This is a genomic window from Pseudomonas sp. BCRC 81390, assembly GCF_030341915.1.
In the GTDB taxonomy this organism is placed as follows: Bacteria; Pseudomonadota; Gammaproteobacteria; order Pseudomonadales; family Pseudomonadaceae; genus Aquipseudomonas.
The window spans coordinates 179,635-195,199 of sequence record NZ_JATAAG010000002.1; the positions used below are offsets into that span (position 1 = coordinate 179,635).

Sequence of the window (15,565 nt, forward strand, 5' to 3'; positions counted from 1 at the left end):
GTTTGAGGCAACCATGGCAGCAGAAACCGCTTCGGGCTATATCCAGCACCACTTGCAGAACCTGACCTACGGTCAACTACCAGACGGCAGCTGGGGCTTCGCCCATTCGGCTGCAGAAGCCAAGGCAATGGGCTTCTGGGCGTTCCACCTGGACACCCTGGGTTGGTCCGTCGCGCTGGGTCTGATCTTCCTGTTCATCTTCCGCATGGCGGCCAAGAAGGCGACTTCCGGCCAACCTGGCGGCCTGCAGAACTTCGTTGAAGTGCTGGTGGACTTCGTCAACGGCAGCGTGAAGGACTCCTTCCACGGCCGTAGCCCGGTAATCGCCCCGCTGGCGCTGACCATTTTCGTCTGGGTGTTCCTGATGAACGCCATCGACCTGGTACCGGTCGACTGGATTCCTCAGCTGGCCATCCTGATCTCCGGTGACCCGCACATTCCGTTCCGCGCCGTGTCGACCACCGACCCGAACGCGACCCTGGCCATGGCCTTCTGCGTGTTCGCCCTGATCATCTTCTACAGCATCAAGGTCAAGGGCCTGGGTGGCTTCATCGGTGAGCTGACCCTGCACCCGTTCGGCAGCAAGAACATCTTCGTGCAGATCCTGCTGATTCCGGTCAACTTCCTGCTGGAATTCGTCACCCTGATCGCCAAGCCGATCTCGCTGGCACTGCGTCTGTTCGGCAACATGTACGCCGGCGAACTGGTGTTCATCCTGATCGCCGTGATGTTCGGCGCCGGCATCCTGTGGCTCAGCGGCCTGGGTGTGGTGCTGCAGTGGGCGTGGGCTGTGTTCCACATCCTGATCATCACCCTGCAAGCCTTCATCTTCATGATGCTTACCATCGTCTACCTGTCGATGGCTCACGAAGATAACCATTAAGACCGCCTGGCGTGTCTGATAGCCTTCCCCGCTCGTTTGGGGGGAGGGCTTAAAAAGTCCGCAAGGGCATGCTGTACCAAACGATTTGTTTTACCGCTTCAAACTAAAAACCTAACCAATACGACGTAAAAGTCGGGAGGAAAGATGGAAACTGTAGTTGGTCTGACCGCTATCGCTGTTGCTCTGCTGATCGGCCTGGGTGCTCTGGGTACCGCCATTGGTTTCGGCCTGCTGGGCGGCAAGTTCCTGGAAGGCGCTGCTCGTCAGCCTGAGATGGTTCCGATGCTGCAGGTCAAAATGTTCATCGTCGCCGGTCTGCTCGACGCCGTAACCATGATCGGTGTTGGTATCGCCCTGTTCTTCACCTTCGCGAACCCCTTCGTTGGTCAGATCGCCGGCTAATCACTCGTTTCCACGAGTTGATTGGTGTGATGGACAAAGACCGAGCGAGGTGTTGGCGTGAACATTAATGCAACCCTGATTGGCCAATCCGTTGCTTTTCTGATTTTTGTACTCTTCTGCATGAAGTATGTATGGCCTCCGGTCATCACTGCCCTGCAAGAGCGCCAAAAGAAGATTGCCGACGGCTTGGACGCTGCCAACCGCGCAGCTCGCGACCTGGAGCTGGCCCAAGAGAAAGCGGGTCAGCAACTGCGTGAAGCAAAGGCACAGGCAGCCGAAATCATTGAGCAAAGCAAGAAACGCGCTGCTCAGCTTGTCGAGGAAGCCCGTGAACAGGCTCGCGTCGAAGCTGACCGTGTGAAGGCTCAGGCTCAAGCCGAGATCGAACAGGAACTGAACAGCGTCAAAGACGCCCTGCGTGCCCAAGTGGGTGCCCTGGCTGTTGGCGGTGCTGAAAAGATCCTTGGCGCCACAATCGATCAAAACGCGCATGCGGAGCTGGTTAACAAACTGGCCGCTGAAATTTAAGCGAGGGCGATCATGGCAGAACTGACCACGTTGGCCCGACCTTACGCTAAGGCTGCCTTTGAGCATGCCCAGGCCCATCAGCAACTGGCCAATTGGTCAGCCATGCTCGGCCTGGCTGCTGCGGTGTCGGAAGACGACACCATGCAGCGCCTGCTCAAGGCCCCGCGACTGACAAGCGCAGAAAAGGCCGCCGCATTCATTGAAGTGTGCGGTGACAAGTTCGATGCACAGGCACAGAATTTCATTCATGTTGCCGCGGAAAACGACCGTCTCCTGCTTCTGCCGGAGATTGCCGCCCTGTTCGACCTGTACAAGGCCGAGCAAGAGAAATCCGTGGACGTGGAAGTCACCAGTGCTTTTGCGTTGAACCAAGAACAGCAAGACAAACTCGCCAAGGTTCTCAGTGCACGGCTCAGCCGGGAAGTGCGCCTGCACGCGTCGGAGGATGCCAGCCTGATCGGCGGCGTCGTCATCCGCGCCGGCGACCTGGTAATCGATGGCTCGGTTCGCGGCAAGATCGCGAAACTGGCCGAAGCATTGAAATCTTGAGTTTGAAGGGGCAGCAGAGCAATGCAGCAACTCAATCCTTCCGAAATTAGTGAAATCATCAAGGGTCGCATCGAGAAGCTCGATGTCGGCTCCCAAGCCCGTAACGAAGGCACCGTCGTAAGCGTTTCCGACGGTATCGTACGGATCCACGGTCTGGCCGACGCTATGTACGGCGAAATGATCGAGTTCCCGGGCGGCGTATACGGTATGGCACTGAACCTGGAGCAAGACTCCGTTGGTGCGGTGGTACTGGGTGCGTACACCTCCCTCGCCGAGGGCATGAGCGCCAAGTGCACCGGTCGTATCCTGGAAGTTCCGGTCGGCAAAGGCCTGCTGGGCCGCGTCGTCGACGCTCTGGGTAACCCGATCGATGGCAAAGGTCCTCTGGCCACCACCGAAACCGACGCGGTCGAAAAGGTCGCTCCGGGTGTGATCTGGCGTAAGTCGGTAGACCAGCCTGTACAGACTGGCTACAAGTCGGTTGACGCCATGATCCCGGTTGGCCGTGGCCAGCGCGAGCTGATCATCGGTGACCGTCAGATCGGTAAGACTGCCATGGCGGTCGACGCGATCATCAACCAGAAAAACAGCGGTATCTTCTGCGTATACGTGGCCGTAGGCCAGAAGCAGTCGACCATCGCCAACGTTGTGCGCAAGCTGGAAGAAGCCGGCGCCCTGGCCAACACCATCGTTGTTGCCGCCAGCGCCTCGGAATCGGCCGCGCTGCAGTTCCTGGCCCCGTACGCCGGCTGCACCATGGGCGAATACTTCCGTGACCGCGGTGAAGACGCCCTGATCGTTTACGATGACCTGTCCAAGCAGGCCGTTGCCTACCGTCAGATCTCCCTGCTGCTGCGCCGTCCGCCAGGACGTGAAGCGTACCCAGGTGACGTGTTCTATCTCCACTCCCGTCTGCTGGAGCGTGCATCGCGCGTTTCGGAAGAATACGTCGAGAAGTTCACCAACGGCGCAGTCACTGGCAAGACCGGTTCCCTGACCGCCCTGCCGATCATCGAAACCCAGGCTGGCGACGTTTCCGCGTTCGTTCCGACCAACGTGATTTCCATCACCGACGGTCAGATCTTCCTGGAATCGGCCATGTTCAACTCGGGCATCCGCCCTGCAGTCAACGCCGGTGTTTCGGTATCCCGCGTAGGTGGTGCCGCTCAGACCAAGATCATCAAGAAGCTGTCCGGTGGTATTCGTACCGCTCTGGCTCAGTACCGTGAACTGGCTGCATTCGCCCAGTTCGCTTCCGATCTGGACGAAGCGACCCGCAAGCAGCTGGAGCATGGTCAGCGCGTTACCGAGCTGATGAAGCAGAAGCAGTACGCGCCAATGTCCATCGCGGACATGGCCCTGTCGCTGTACGCCGCTGAGCGTGGCTTCCTGACCGACGTAGAAGTCTCCAAGGTCGGCAGCTTCGAGCAAGCTCTGATCGCCTACTTCAACCGTGATCACGCCGAACTGATGGCCAAGATCAACGTGAAGGGTGACTTCAATGACGAAATCGACGCTGGCATGAAAGCTGGCATCGAGAAGTTCAAGGCCACCCAGACCTGGTAAGCCGCAGCGGGGGCCCTGGCCCCCGCTTGCTAACCTGATAGGTGATACATGGCAGGCGCAAAAGAGATTCGCAGTAAGATTGCGAGCATCAAAAGCACGCAAAAAATTACCAGCGCCATGGAAAAAGTGGCGGTCAGCAAAATGCGCAAGGCACAACTGCGCATGGCTGCTAGCCGTCCCTACGCGGAGCGTATCCGCCAGGTGATCGGTCATCTGGCCAACGCCAACCCGGAATACCGCCACCCGTTCATGATCGAGCGCCCTGTAAAGCGCGCCGGTTATATCGTGGTGAGCAGTGACCGTGGTCTGTGCGGTGGCTTGAACACCAACCTGTTCAAGGCCCTGGTCAAGGACATGAACGAAAACCGCGAACAGGGCGTTGAAATCGACCTGTGCGTGATCGGCAGCAAGGGTGCGGCATTCTTCCGCAACTTTGGCGGCAACGTCGTAGCCGCGATCAGCCACTTGGGCGAAGAGCCATCGATCAACGACCTGATCGGCTCCGTCAAAGTGATGCTGGACGCCTACCTGGACGGCCGCATCGATCGCCTCTCGGTGGTTTCGAACAAGTTCATCAACACCATGACCCAAAAACCGACGGTCGAGCAATTGGTACCGTTGGTGGCAACCCCGGATCAGGATCTCAAGCATCACTGGGACTACCTGTACGAACCCGACGCAAAAGAGCTGCTGGACGGCTTGATGGTGCGTTACGTGGAGTCGCAGGTGTACCAGGCGGTGGTCGAGAACAACGCTGCTGAACAAGCGGCCCGGATGATCGCCATGAAGAACGCCACAGACAACGCCGGTGATTTGATCAGCGAACTCCAGCTGATCTACAACAAGGCGCGTCAGGCTGCGATCACCCAGGAGATCTCGGAAATCGTCGGCGGCGCTGCCGCGGTTTAACGGTTCAAATATTCAGAGGATCCAGCTATGAGTAGCGGACGTATCGTTCAAATCATCGGCGCCGTCATCGACGTGGAATTCCCACGTGACGTCGTGCCGAGTGTTTACAACGCGCTGAAAGTACAAGGCGCGGACACCACCCTGGAAGTTCAGCAGCAGCTGGGCGACGGCGTGGTTCGTACCATTGCGATGGGCTCGACCGAAGGCCTGAAGCGCGGTCTGGATGTCGTCGACACCGGCGCTGCCATCTCCGTTCCTGTTGGTAAGGCCACCCTGGGCCGTATCATGGACGTTCTGGGCAACCCGATCGACGAAGCCGGCCCGATCGGCGAAGAAGAGCGTCGTGGTATCCACCAGAAGGCGCCTTCCTTCGCTGACCAGGCAGGCGGCAACGACCTGCTGGAAACCGGCATCAAGGTTATCGACCTGGTTTGCCCGTTCGCCAAGGGTGGTAAGGTTGGTCTGTTCGGTGGTGCCGGCGTCGGCAAGACCGTTAACATGATGGAACTGATCCGTAACATCGCCATCGAGCACAGCGGTTATTCCGTGTTCGCTGGTGTGGGCGAGCGTACTCGTGAGGGTAACGACTTCTACCACGAGATGAAGGACTCCAACGTTCTCGACAAGGTAGCACTGGTCTACGGTCAGATGAACGAGCCACCAGGAAACCGTCTGCGCGTAGCGCTGACCGGCCTGACCATGGCTGAGAAGTTCCGTGACGAAGGTAACGACGTTCTGCTGTTCGTCGACAACATCTACCGTTACACCCTGGCCGGTACCGAAGTATCCGCACTGCTGGGCCGTATGCCTTCCGCAGTAGGTTACCAGCCGACCCTGGCCGAAGAGATGGGCGTTCTGCAAGAGCGTATTACTTCGACCAAAGAAGGTTCGATCACCTCGATCCAGGCCGTATACGTACCTGCGGACGACCTGACCGACCCGTCGCCAGCCACCACCTTCGCCCACCTGGACGCCACCGTCGTTCTGTCCCGTGACATCGCTTCCCTGGGTATCTACCCAGCGGTTGACCCACTGGACTCGACTTCGCGCCAGCTGGACCCGAACGTGATCGGCAACGAGCACTACGAAACTGCCCGCCAGGTTCAGTATGTTCTGCAGCGCTACAAAGAGCTGAAGGACATCATTGCGATCCTGGGTATGGACGAACTGTCCGAAGCCGACAAGCAACTGGTAGCCCGCGCTCGTAAGATCCAGCGCTTCCTGTCGCAGCCGTTCTTCGTGGCCGAAGTCTTCACCGGTTCGCCAGGCAAGTACGTTTCCCTGAAAGACACCATTGCTGGCTTCAGCGGCATCCTCAAAGGTGACTACGACCACCTGCCAGAACAAGCGTTCTACATGGTCGGCAGCATCGACGAAGCGATCGAGAAAGCCAAGAAACTGTAATCCCGGCGCCCCGAAAGGGGCGCTAATCAGGTTGAGGCAAGCAGATGGCTATGACAGTCCATTGCGATATCGTCAGCGCGGAAGGAGAAATCTTCTCCGGTCTGGTCGAGATGGTGGTTGCGCACGGCAACCTGGGCGATCTGGGTATCGCTCCAGGCCACGCGCCGCTGATCACCAATCTGAAGCCAGGTCCGATTACGCTGACCAAGCAGGGCGGCGAGCGCGAGGTGTTCTACATCTCTGGCGGCTTCCTGGAAGTGCAGCCGAACATGGTCAAGGTACTCGCCGACACCGTGCAACGTGCAGCCGACCTGGACGAAGCCTCCGCTCAGGATGCCGTCAAGGCAGCTGAGAAGGCCCTGCATGAGAAAGGCGCGGATTTCGACTACAGTGCCGCATCCGCACGTCTGGCCGAGGCCGCAGCCCAGCTGCGTACCGTCCAGCAGATCCGCAAGAAGTTCGGCGGTTAATTGCGCAGGCTTCATGTAGATTGAGAACAAGGGTAGCCATCGGCTACCCTTTTTCTTTTTTGTAACCTATAAAACCGGTCATTTCACTGACCGCCCAGGATTGGTAGCCAGTAATGTCACTCGATATCGTTATTCTCGCTGCCGGCCAAGGCACCCGCATGCGCTCGGCGCTGCCCAAGGTGCTGCACCCGGTAGCCGGCAACTCCATGCTCGGCCATGTTATCCACAGCGCGCGCCAGCTTCAGCCGCAAGGTATCCACGTGGTCATTGGCCATGGAGCCGATCTGGTCCGCGAACGCCTGGCCGCTGACGACCTTAACTTCGTCATGCAGGACAAGCAGCTGGGCACCGGCCACGCGGTTGCCCAGGCATTGCCGGCCCTGACTGCCGACACCGTGCTGGTGCTATATGGCGACGTGCCCCTGATCGAGGTGGAAACGCTGCAGCGCCTGCTGGCCAAGGCCAATCCCCAGCAGCTGGGCCTGCTCACGGTAACCCTCGACGATCCGACCGGCTATGGCCGCATTGTGCGGGACGAGCAGGGCAAGGTGACCGCTATCGTTGAGCACAAGGACGCCAACGATGCGCAGAAAGCGATCAAGGAAGGCAACACCGGCATCCTGGCCCTGCCGGCCGCCCGGCTGGCGGACTGGATGGGGCGTCTGTCGAACAACAATGCCCAGGGCGAGTACTACCTGACCGATGTCATCGCCATGGCAGTGGCCGATGGCCTGGTGGTGGCTACCGAACAGCCGCACGACCCGATGGAAGTGCAAGGCGCCAATGACCGTCGCCAGCTGTCCGAGCTGGAACGTCACTACCAGTTGCGCGAAGGCCGTCGCCTGATGGCCCAAGGGGTGACCCTGCGCGACCCGGCACGCTTCGATGTCCGTGGTGAAGTGACCGTCGGTCGCGACGTGCTGATCGATATCAACGTGGTTCTCGAAGGCAAGGTCGTCATCGAGGATGACGTACAGATCGGCCCGAACTGCGTGATCAAGAATACGACCCTGCGCAAAGGTGCGGTGGTCAAAGCCAACAGCCACCTTGAAGGCGCCGTGATGGGTGAGGGCAGCGATGCCGGCCCGTTCGCCCGCCTGCGCCCGGGCAGTGTGCTGGACGCGAAGGCTCATGTGGGTAACTTCGTCGAACTGAAAAACGCCCATCTGGGCGAAGGAGCCAAGGCCGGGCACCTGACCTACCTGGGCGATGCCGAAATCGGTGCGCGTACCAACATTGGTGCCGGCACCATCACCTGCAACTACGATGGTGCCAACAAGTTCAAGACCGTGATGGGCGAAGACGTCTTCATCGGCTCGAACAACTCGCTGGTCGCGCCTGTGGATATCCAGGCGGGTGCGACTACTGCAGCCGGTTCGACCATCACCCAGACCGTTGAGGCTGGCGACCTGGCGGTGGCACGGGCGCGCCAGCGCAACATCGCGGGCTGGAAGCGACCAGAGAAGATCAAGAAAAGCTGAGTTATACACAGCAGTTTCGATCGAAAGCCGACTTATGTGTATAAGTCGGCTTTTTTTTCAAGCGATACACCTTCGCTAGCGTTTATCGCGGCACCCGCGTGCCCCGTTTATCCCCTGAGTTTTATCCACAGCTTGACGAATCGTTCGTCTTAGGTTTTGATTGCCATCGTTATCTTTCGAATCGAAACTTAAGCGCTCATGTCGAAACGAAATACTCCCCAGCGACGGCACAACATCCTGGCGTTGCTCAGCGAGCAGGGCGAGGTGAGTGTGGACGCGTTGGCCAAGCGTTTCGCCACCTCGGAAGTTACCATCCGCAAGGACCTCGCCGCCCTCGAGGCCAACGGTCTGCTGCTACGCCGCTACGGTGGCGCAGTTCCGGTGCCGCAAGAGCTGCTCGGTGAACCTGCCCAGCCTGTGTCTTCCTATAAAAAGGCAATTGCACGTGCCGCCGTCGCGCGCATTCGCGAACATGCGCGGATCATCATCGACAGCGGCAGCACCACCGCAGCCATGATCCCCGAACTAGGGCGCCAGCCTGGCCTGGTGGTGATGACCAATTCGCTGCATGTCGCACGTGCCATCTGCGACCTCGAACACGAACCGGTGCTGCTGATGACGGGCGGAACCTGGGACCCTCATTCCGAATCGTTCCAGGGCCAGGTGGCCGAGCAGGTATTGCGTTCCTACGATTTCGACCAGCTGTTCATCGGTGCCGACGGCATCGATCTCGGCCGCGGTACGACCACGTTCAACGAGTTGCTCGGGCTGAGCCGGGTCATGGCCGAAGTTGCCCGTGAAGTGATCGTGATGGTCGAGTCGGACAAGGTCGGGCGCAAGATCCCCAACCTCGAGCTGCCCTGGGGCAGCGTGCACACCCTTATTACTGACGAACGCCTGCCCGCAGCGGCACGCGAACAAATTCAAGCCCGCGGCATCAACCTGATCTGCGCCGCGATCAGCCAGGAGCAATAAACCATGTGTGGAATCGTTGGTGCTGTCGCCGAACGCAACATCACAGCCATCCTGATCGAAGGCCTCAAGCGTCTTGAGTACCGCGGGTACGACAGCGCCGGTCTGGCCGTCCTCACTTCGAGTGGTGCACTGCAGCGCCGCCGCCGTATCGGCAAGGTCAGCGAACTGGAGGCCGCGGTTGCCGCCGAGCCGCTGTCTGGCCAACTGGGCATCGCGCACACCCGCTGGGCTACCCACGGTGCGCCGACCGAGGGCAATGCCCACCCGCACTTCTCGAACAATGAAGTGGCCGTGGTGCACAACGGCATCATCGAGAACCATGAAGAACTGCGCGAAGAGCTGAAGGGCCTTGGCTACGTCTTCACTTCGCAGACCGATACCGAAGTTATCGTCCACCTGATCCACCATACCCTGAAGACCACCCCGGACCTGACCGACGCGCTGAAGACCGCTGTGAAGCGCCTGCATGGTGCCTATGGCCTGGCGCTTATCAGTGCCAGTCAGCCTGACCGCCTGGTAGCAGCCCGTAGCGGCAGCCCGCTGGTCATCGGCCTGGGCCTGGGTGAAAACTTCCTGGCCTCCGACCAGCTGGCCCTGCGCCAGGTCACCGACCGCTTCATGTACCTGGAAGAGGGCGACATCGCCGAAATCCGCCGTGACCAGGTTTCCATCTGGGACCAGGAAGGCCGCAAGGTTCAGCGCGAAACCGTGCAGTACCACGAAGGCGCCGAAGCCGCCGACAAGGGGACCTACCGCCACTTCATGCTCAAGGAAATCCACGAGCAGCCAAGCGTGGTGCAGCGTACCCTGGAAGGCCGCCTGGGCAAGGACAGCGTGATGGTGCAGGCCTTCGGCCCACAGGCTGCCGACCTGTTCGCCAAGGTGCGCAACGTGCAGATCGTTGCCTGCGGCACCAGCTATCACGCTGGCATGGTCGCCCGTTACTGGCTGGAAAGCCTGGCCGGCATCCCGTGCCAGGTCGAAGTGGCCAGCGAGTTCCGCTACCGCAAGGTAGTGGTGCAGCCAGACACGCTGTTCGTCTCCATCTCGCAATCTGGTGAAACCGCCGATACCCTGGCCGCGCTGCGTAACGCCAAGGAGCTGGGCTTCCTCGGCAGCCTGGCGATCTGCAACGTGGGCATCAGCTCGCTGGTACGTGAGTCGGACCTGACCCTGCTGACCCTGGCCGGCCCGGAAATCGGCGTGGCGTCGACCAAGGCCTTCACCACCCAGCTGGTCTCGCTGATGCTGCTGACCCTGGCCCTGGGCCAGGTGCGCGGTACCCTGGAAGCCGGCGTCGAAGCCGGGCTGGTAGAGGAGCTGCGCCGCCTGCCGGCCCGCCTGGGTGAAGCCTTGGCCATGGATGCAACCGTCGAGAAAATCGCCGAACTGTTCGCCGACAAGCACCACACCTTGTTCCTCGGCCGCGGTGCGCAGTACCCGGTAGCCATGGAAGGTGCGCTCAAGCTCAAGGAAATCTCCTACATCCACGCTGAAGCCTACCCGGCTGGCGAGCTGAAGCACGGCCCACTGGCGCTGGTGGACAATGACATGCCCGTGGTCACCGTGGCGCCGAACAATGAACTGCTGGAAAAGCTGAAATCCAACCTGCAGGAAGTGCGTGCGCGTGGTGGTGAGCTGGTGGTGTTCGCTGACGAACAGGCTGGCATGACCAACGGCGAAGGTACCCACGTGATCAAGGTGCCGCACATTGCGGACGCCCTGGCACCGATCCTTTACACCATTCCGTTGCAGCTGCTGTCTTACTATGTGGCCGTGCTCAAGGGCACCGACGTGGACCAGCCGCGGAACCTGGCGAAGTCGGTTACGGTCGAGTAAGGCGCAAGCCGGGGCGAGCAATGCTCTGGTTGCCCCGGCCACTCCAAGCTACAACGCCGCTCAGGCCAACCACGGCCATAGCGGCCTTGTGTCGCGAAAGGGCTGCAATGCAGCCCTTCGCAGTCCTGCCTCAGATCTGCATCGCCATGCCATCCACATTCATCGCTGCCTGGCGCAAGGCCTCGGAGCGGGTCGGGTGGGGGTGGCAGGTGAGGGCGATGTCCTCTGCCGAGGCCGAGAACTCCATGGCCACGCAGAACTCACCAATCATCTCGCTGACACTCGGGCCCACCAGGTGCACCCCCAGTACTTCATCGGTCTGGGCATCAGCGATGACCTTGGCGAAACCTTCGGTCTCATGGTTGATCTTGGCACGGCTGTTCGCCGTGAAGGGGAACTTGCCGACCTTGTAGGCACGGCCTTCGGCCTTGAGTTGCTCTTCGGTCTTGCCCACGCTGGCCAGCTCCGGGCGCGTGTAGATCACACCTGGGATGAGGTTGTAGTTGACCTCGTGGGGCTTGCCGGCGATGCGTTCGATGCAGGCCACCGCTTCGTCTTCGGCCTTGTGCGCCAGCATCGGGCCAGAAGTGACGTCGCCAATCACCCAGATTCCCGGCGCAGACGTGCGGTGGTGATCGTTGCCGAGCATGCCGCGCTTGTCGGTTGCCAGGCCCACGCTTTCCAGGTTCAGCCCTTGGGTATAGGGACGGCGGCCGATGGCGACCAGTACATAGTCGGCCTGCAGCGTTTCTGCGTTGCCGCCGGCGGCTGGCTCCAGGGTCAGGCTGACGCCTTCGGCGCTGGCGTTGGCCTGGGTTACCTTGCTGCCCAGCTTGAACACCATGCCTTGCTTGGCCAGTGCCTTTTGCAGGGTCTTGGCGGTTTCTTGGTCGGTGCCCGGGCAGATGCGATCGAGGTATTCGATGACCGTGACCTGGCTGCCCAGGCGTCGCCATACCGAGCCCAGCTCGAGGCCGATGACGCCGGCACCGATGACGACCAGGTGCTTGGGTACCTGTGGCAGCGACAGTGCGCCGGTCGAGTCGATGATGCGCTGGTTGTCGATGGTCACGCCTGGCAGCGGCGTCGGCTCGGAGCCAGTTGCAATCACGATGTCCTTGGCCTGTAATGCAGTTTCGCTGCCGTCCTCGGCCTTGACCACGACCTTGCCAACGCCATCCAGGCGACCCCAGCCCTTGATCCAGTCGACCTTGTTCTTGCGGAACAGGTACTCGATGCCCTTGGTCAGGCCGGTCACGCTCTCGTCCTTCTGTTTCATCATCTGGGCGAGGTTGAGATTAGGTTTCACCTCGATACCGAGGTGAGCAAATTCGCCACCGCTGGCGGCTTCGTAGAGTTCGGACGCATGCAGCAGTGCCTTGGAAGGCATGCAGCCCACGTTCAGGCAGGTGCCGCCGAGGGTCGAGCGGCCTTCCACGCAGGCAACGCTCAGGCCCAGCTGGCCGGCACGTATGGCTGCGTTGTAGCCGCCAGGGCCGCCGCCAATGATCACCACGTCATAGGATTTCATGGTTCAACTCCAGGATGAAGAAGCGCGAGAGGGGCACAAGGTTAAGCTGAGATGCAAAAATTGTATACAATCTTCAGGCTGAGTAAGATCAGTTGGTTCTAGACCATGGTCGCGTATAAAGGAAACATCCCACGAATGAACTACTCTGTTCCGGCGACGTTCGAAATTTCAGGCGTCGTGGCCAAATACGGACAGGAGGGTCGTTCATGCTTGCGCAACTTCCACCGGCACTGCAGAGCCTGCATCTGCCGCTGCGGCTGAAACTGTGGGACGGTAACCAGTTCGATCTGGGGCCCAGCCCGCAGGTCACCATTCTGGTCAAGGAGCCACAGCTGATCAGCCAGTTGAGCCACCCAAGCATGGACCAGCTGGGCACGGCATTCGTCGAGGGCAAGCTGGAGCTGGAAGGGGATATCGGTGAAGCCATACGCGTGTGCGATGAGCTGAGCGAAGCGTTGCTGACCGAGGCGGATGAGGCGCCACCGCAACGGCAAGCCCACGACAAGAGCACTGACGCCGAAGCCATTTCATACCATTATGACGTTTCCAACGCGTTCTACCAGTTGTGGCTGGACCAGGACATGGTCTATTCGTGCGCCTACTTCCGCGAGCCGGACAACACGCTCGATCAGGCGCAGCAGGACAAGTTCGATCACCTGTGTCGCAAGCTGCGCCTGGACGCCGGCGACTATCTGCTCGACGTAGGCTGTGGCTGGGGTGGGCTGGCGCGTTTCGCTGCCCGAGAATATGGCGCCAAGGTGTTCGGCATCACCTTGAGCAAGGAGCAACTGAAGCTCGGCCAGGAGCGTGTCAAGGCAGAAGGCCTCGACGGCAAGGTCGAACTGAAGATTCTCGACTACCGTGACCTGCCGCAGGACGGCCGCTTCGACAAGGTAGTCAGCGTTGGCATGTTCGAGCATGTTGGCCACGCCAACCTGGCGCTGTATTGCCAGAAGCTGTTCGGTGCCGTGAGGGAAGGGGGCCTGGTGATGAACCACGGCATCACTGCCAAGCACGTCGATGGCCGTCCGGTTGGGCGTGGCGCTGGCGACTTCATCGACCGCTATGTGTTCCCTCATGGAGAACTGCCACACCTGTCGATGATCAGCGCCAGCATCTGTGAAGCGGGGTTGGAAGTGGTAGACGTGGAAAGCTTGCGTCTGCACTACGCCAAGACCCTGCACCACTGGAGCGAGAACCTGGAAAACCAGTTGCACAAGGCAGCGGACCTGGTGCCTGAGAAGACCTTGCGCATCTGGCGCCTGTATTTGGCCGGATGTGCCTACGCCTTCGAAAAGGGCTGGATCAACCTGCACCAGATTCTGGCAGTGAAGCCATACGACGATGGGCATCACGACCTGCCGTGGACGCGTGAAGACCTATATCGCTGACTTTCCCTGCTTCACGGTGGGGCGGGTTTACCCGTGAATGCGCCAGAGATGGTACGGGCGCAATCATGGGTGAACCCGTTCCCGCAAGCCCTCCGCGACGCGCAGAGGAAACCGCGCCTACTCCTTACAGAATCGGCGAAATCAGCCGCGCAATCCGCATCCCCAGTTGCTGTAGCCGATGAGTGTCACGGCTGTCCTCTGCAGTGATCTCCCGAGCCTGTTCAAAGTCATTGATCAACATGCTCTCCACCTGGTCGGCGAAGCTGCGGTCTGCCGTCAACAGCGTGATTTCGAAGTTCAGGCGGAACGAGCGGTTGTCCAGGTTGGCACTGCCGATTGCGCTGATCTCGTCATCCACCAGCACCACCTTCTGGTGCAGGAAGCCGGGTTGGTAGCGGAACATGCGCACCCCCGCACGCACCGCTTCGAAGGCAAACAGGCTGGAGGCGGCATAGACGATGCGGTGATCGGGGCGTGACGGTATCAACACGCGTACATCGACCCCACGCAGTACCGCCAGGCGCAACGCGGCGAATACCGCTTCGTCGGGGATGAAGTACGGGCTGGTGATCCACACTCGCCGGGTGGCTGAATGAATCGCTTCGATGAAGAACAGCGAGCAAGTTTCCTGTGGGTCGGCCGGACCGCTTGCCAAGGCCTGGCAGAGCACGCCGTCGTCCGGGTAGGCGTCCGGCAGGATCAGTGGAGGCAGCTGGCGCGTGGCCCAATACCAATCCTCGGCGAACGACTCTTGCAGGCATGCCAGCACCGGCCCGGTTATCTGTACATGGGTATCGCGCCAGGGCGAGAGCTGCGGGTGCGCGCCCAGGTATTCATCGCCCACGTTATGGCCGCCGACGAAACCGATCAGGCCATCCACCACCACGATCTTGCGGTGGTTGCGAAAGTTCACCTGGAAGCGGTTGAACCAGCCTCGGCGAGTGGCGAAGGCGTGGATTTGTACGCCGCCTTCGCGCAGGACCTGACTGTAGCTGGCCGGCAGGGCATGGCTGCCGACTCGGTCGTAAAGGACGAATATCTGCACGCCTTCGGCAGCCTTGCGCAGCAGTAATTGTTGAAGCGCCTTACCAAGGCTGTCGTCATGAATGATGAAGAACTGGACCAGCACCACGTCGCGGGCTTTTTCGATGGCGGTGAATATGGCATCGAACGTCGCTTTTCCATCGATCAGCAGCTTCACCTGGTTGTTGGCCAGGCAGGGCATGCGGCCTAGCTTTGGCATGGCACGCAAGGCTGCGTAGCTTTCCGACTCGCGGGCGGTGAGGGCCTCTTCTACCCATGGCCGCCAGTTGAGGTTGGCCATGGCAACGTGCATTTCCTGGTTGGCCTGGCGCCTCGCCTTGATGTAGGCATAGAACGAGCGCGCACCGAAAACCAGGTAGGGAATCAAGGTGAGGTAGGGGATGAAGAACAATGGCATGGCCCAGGCAATTGCGCCTTGGGCAGTGCGCACGGTGAACAGCGCATGCAGTGCGGCGACGATACCCAGCAGGTGGATCAGGCCGAGTAGATAACCGAAGAAGTAGGGGCTGTGGTAATCCATATGCATCCTGCTTGCCGAGTACACTTGTGTAACAGAACACGTTCCCGCTCCGCCTTGCAACCGGAAGGTGGAT

14 protein-coding genes are annotated in these 15,565 nt (G+C 60.2%); 12 read left to right on the forward strand and 2 right to left on the reverse strand.

The window, feature by feature from the left end:
• The first annotated feature begins 13 nt into the window (after window positions 1-13).
• The 11 genes from atpB (at window position 14) to glmS (ending at window position 11,006) form a co-directional block, all read left to right on the forward strand.
• Entirely contained in the window at window positions 14-883 is an 870-nt protein-coding gene (gene atpB / locus QSV36_RS01080; RefSeq protein WP_023383137.1) for a F0F1 ATP synthase subunit A, read from the forward strand.
• Between the two features lie 144 nt (window positions 884-1,027).
• Window positions 1,028-1,285, forward strand: a complete 258-nt coding sequence (gene atpE / locus QSV36_RS01085) for a F0F1 ATP synthase subunit C (RefSeq protein WP_003097235.1) — start codon at window positions 1,028-1,030, stop codon at window positions 1,283-1,285.
• Window positions 1,286-1,342: 57 nt separating this feature from the next.
• Window positions 1,343-1,813 carry a F0F1 ATP synthase subunit B gene (locus tag QSV36_RS01090; RefSeq protein WP_023383136.1) on the forward strand — a complete coding sequence of 157 codons (471 nt, stop codon included), beginning with the start codon at window positions 1,343-1,345 and terminating at the stop codon, window positions 1,811-1,813.
• 12 nt (window positions 1,814-1,825) lie between these two features.
• Window positions 1,826-2,362, forward strand: a complete 537-nt coding sequence (locus tag QSV36_RS01095; protein ID WP_043214190.1) for a F0F1 ATP synthase subunit delta — start codon at window positions 1,826-1,828, stop codon at window positions 2,360-2,362.
• Window positions 2,363-2,383: 21 nt separating this feature from the next.
• Entirely contained in the window at window positions 2,384-3,928 is a 1,545-nt protein-coding gene (atpA, locus tag QSV36_RS01100; RefSeq protein ID WP_186671700.1) for a F0F1 ATP synthase subunit alpha, read from the forward strand.
• A gap of 48 nt (window positions 3,929-3,976) precedes the next feature.
• Window positions 3,977-4,837, forward strand: a complete 861-nt coding sequence (gene atpG / locus QSV36_RS01105) for a F0F1 ATP synthase subunit gamma (protein ID WP_186671701.1) — start codon at window positions 3,977-3,979, stop codon at window positions 4,835-4,837.
• A gap of 27 nt (window positions 4,838-4,864) precedes the next feature.
• A complete protein-coding gene (atpD, locus tag QSV36_RS01110; protein WP_170033980.1) occupies window positions 4,865-6,241 on the forward strand; it encodes a F0F1 ATP synthase subunit beta in 1,377 nt (458 codons plus the stop codon).
• Between the two features lie 44 nt (window positions 6,242-6,285).
• Window positions 6,286-6,711, forward strand: a complete 426-nt coding sequence (locus tag QSV36_RS01115) for a F0F1 ATP synthase subunit epsilon (RefSeq protein ID WP_023383131.1) — start codon at window positions 6,286-6,288, stop codon at window positions 6,709-6,711.
• Between the two features lie 113 nt (window positions 6,712-6,824).
• Window positions 6,825-8,192 carry a bifunctional UDP-N-acetylglucosamine diphosphorylase/glucosamine-1-phosphate N-acetyltransferase GlmU gene (gene glmU / locus QSV36_RS01120; protein WP_289129084.1) on the forward strand — a complete coding sequence of 456 codons (1,368 nt, stop codon included), beginning with the start codon at window positions 6,825-6,827 and terminating at the stop codon, window positions 8,190-8,192.
• Between the two features lie 198 nt (window positions 8,193-8,390).
• On the forward strand, window positions 8,391-9,167 hold the full coding sequence (locus QSV36_RS01125; protein WP_289129085.1) for a DeoR family transcriptional regulator: 777 nt from the start codon (window positions 8,391-8,393) through the stop codon (window positions 9,165-9,167).
• Window positions 9,168-9,170: 3 nt separating this feature from the next.
• A complete protein-coding gene (gene glmS, locus QSV36_RS01130) occupies window positions 9,171-11,006 on the forward strand; it encodes a glutamine--fructose-6-phosphate transaminase (isomerizing) (protein ID WP_289129086.1) in 1,836 nt (611 codons plus the stop codon).
• Between the two features lie 130 nt (window positions 11,007-11,136).
• On the opposite strand, the gene lpdA is transcribed toward glmS, so the two are convergent.
• Complete coding sequence (gene lpdA, locus QSV36_RS01135; RefSeq protein ID WP_289129087.1) at window positions 11,137-12,537, reverse strand: dihydrolipoyl dehydrogenase; 1,401 nt, start codon at window positions 12,535-12,537, stop codon at window positions 11,137-11,139.
• Between the two features lie 206 nt (window positions 12,538-12,743).
• Between lpdA and cfaB the strand changes: the two genes are divergently transcribed.
• Entirely contained in the window at window positions 12,744-13,928 is a 1,185-nt protein-coding gene (cfaB, locus tag QSV36_RS01140) for a C17 cyclopropane fatty acid synthase CfaB (protein WP_289129088.1), read from the forward strand.
• Window positions 13,929-14,052: 124 nt separating this feature from the next.
• Here cfaB and cls read toward each other — a convergent pair whose 3' ends face one another.
• Entirely contained in the window at window positions 14,053-15,492 is a 1,440-nt protein-coding gene (gene cls / locus QSV36_RS01145) for a cardiolipin synthase (protein WP_289129089.1), read from the reverse strand.
• Between the last annotated feature and the right edge of the window lie 73 nt (window positions 15,493-15,565).

Excerpts from the sequence above, each read along its gene's own strand:
- atpB (WP_023383137.1), top strand. The coding sequence starts at position 14 with ATGGCAGCAGAAACCGCTTCGGGCTATATCCAGCACCACTTGCAGAAC.
- atpE (WP_003097235.1), top strand. The coding sequence starts at position 1,028 with ATGGAAACTGTAGTTGGTCTGACCGCTATCGCTGTTGCTCTGCTGATC.
- QSV36_RS01095 (WP_043214190.1), top strand. The coding sequence starts at position 1,826 with ATGGCAGAACTGACCACGTTGGCCCGACCTTACGCTAAGGCTGCCTTT.
- atpA (WP_186671700.1), top strand. The coding sequence starts at position 2,384 with ATGCAGCAACTCAATCCTTCCGAAATTAGTGAAATCATCAAGGGTCGC.
- atpG (WP_186671701.1), top strand. The coding sequence starts at position 3,977 with ATGGCAGGCGCAAAAGAGATTCGCAGTAAGATTGCGAGCATCAAAAGC.
- atpD (WP_170033980.1), top strand. The coding sequence starts at position 4,865 with ATGAGTAGCGGACGTATCGTTCAAATCATCGGCGCCGTCATCGACGTG.
- QSV36_RS01115 (WP_023383131.1), top strand. The coding sequence starts at position 6,286 with ATGGCTATGACAGTCCATTGCGATATCGTCAGCGCGGAAGGAGAAATC.
- glmU (WP_289129084.1), top strand. The coding sequence starts at position 6,825 with ATGTCACTCGATATCGTTATTCTCGCTGCCGGCCAAGGCACCCGCATG.
- QSV36_RS01125 (WP_289129085.1), top strand. The coding sequence starts at position 8,391 with ATGTCGAAACGAAATACTCCCCAGCGACGGCACAACATCCTGGCGTTG.
- glmS (WP_289129086.1), top strand. The coding sequence starts at position 9,171 with ATGTGTGGAATCGTTGGTGCTGTCGCCGAACGCAACATCACAGCCATC.
- lpdA (WP_289129087.1), bottom strand. The coding sequence starts at position 12,537 with ATGAAATCCTATGACGTGGTGATCATTGGCGGCGGCCCTGGCGGCTAC.
- cfaB (WP_289129088.1), top strand. The coding sequence starts at position 12,744 with ATGCTTGCGCAACTTCCACCGGCACTGCAGAGCCTGCATCTGCCGCTG.
- cls (WP_289129089.1), bottom strand. The coding sequence starts at position 15,492 with ATGGATTACCACAGCCCCTACTTCTTCGGTTATCTACTCGGCCTGATC.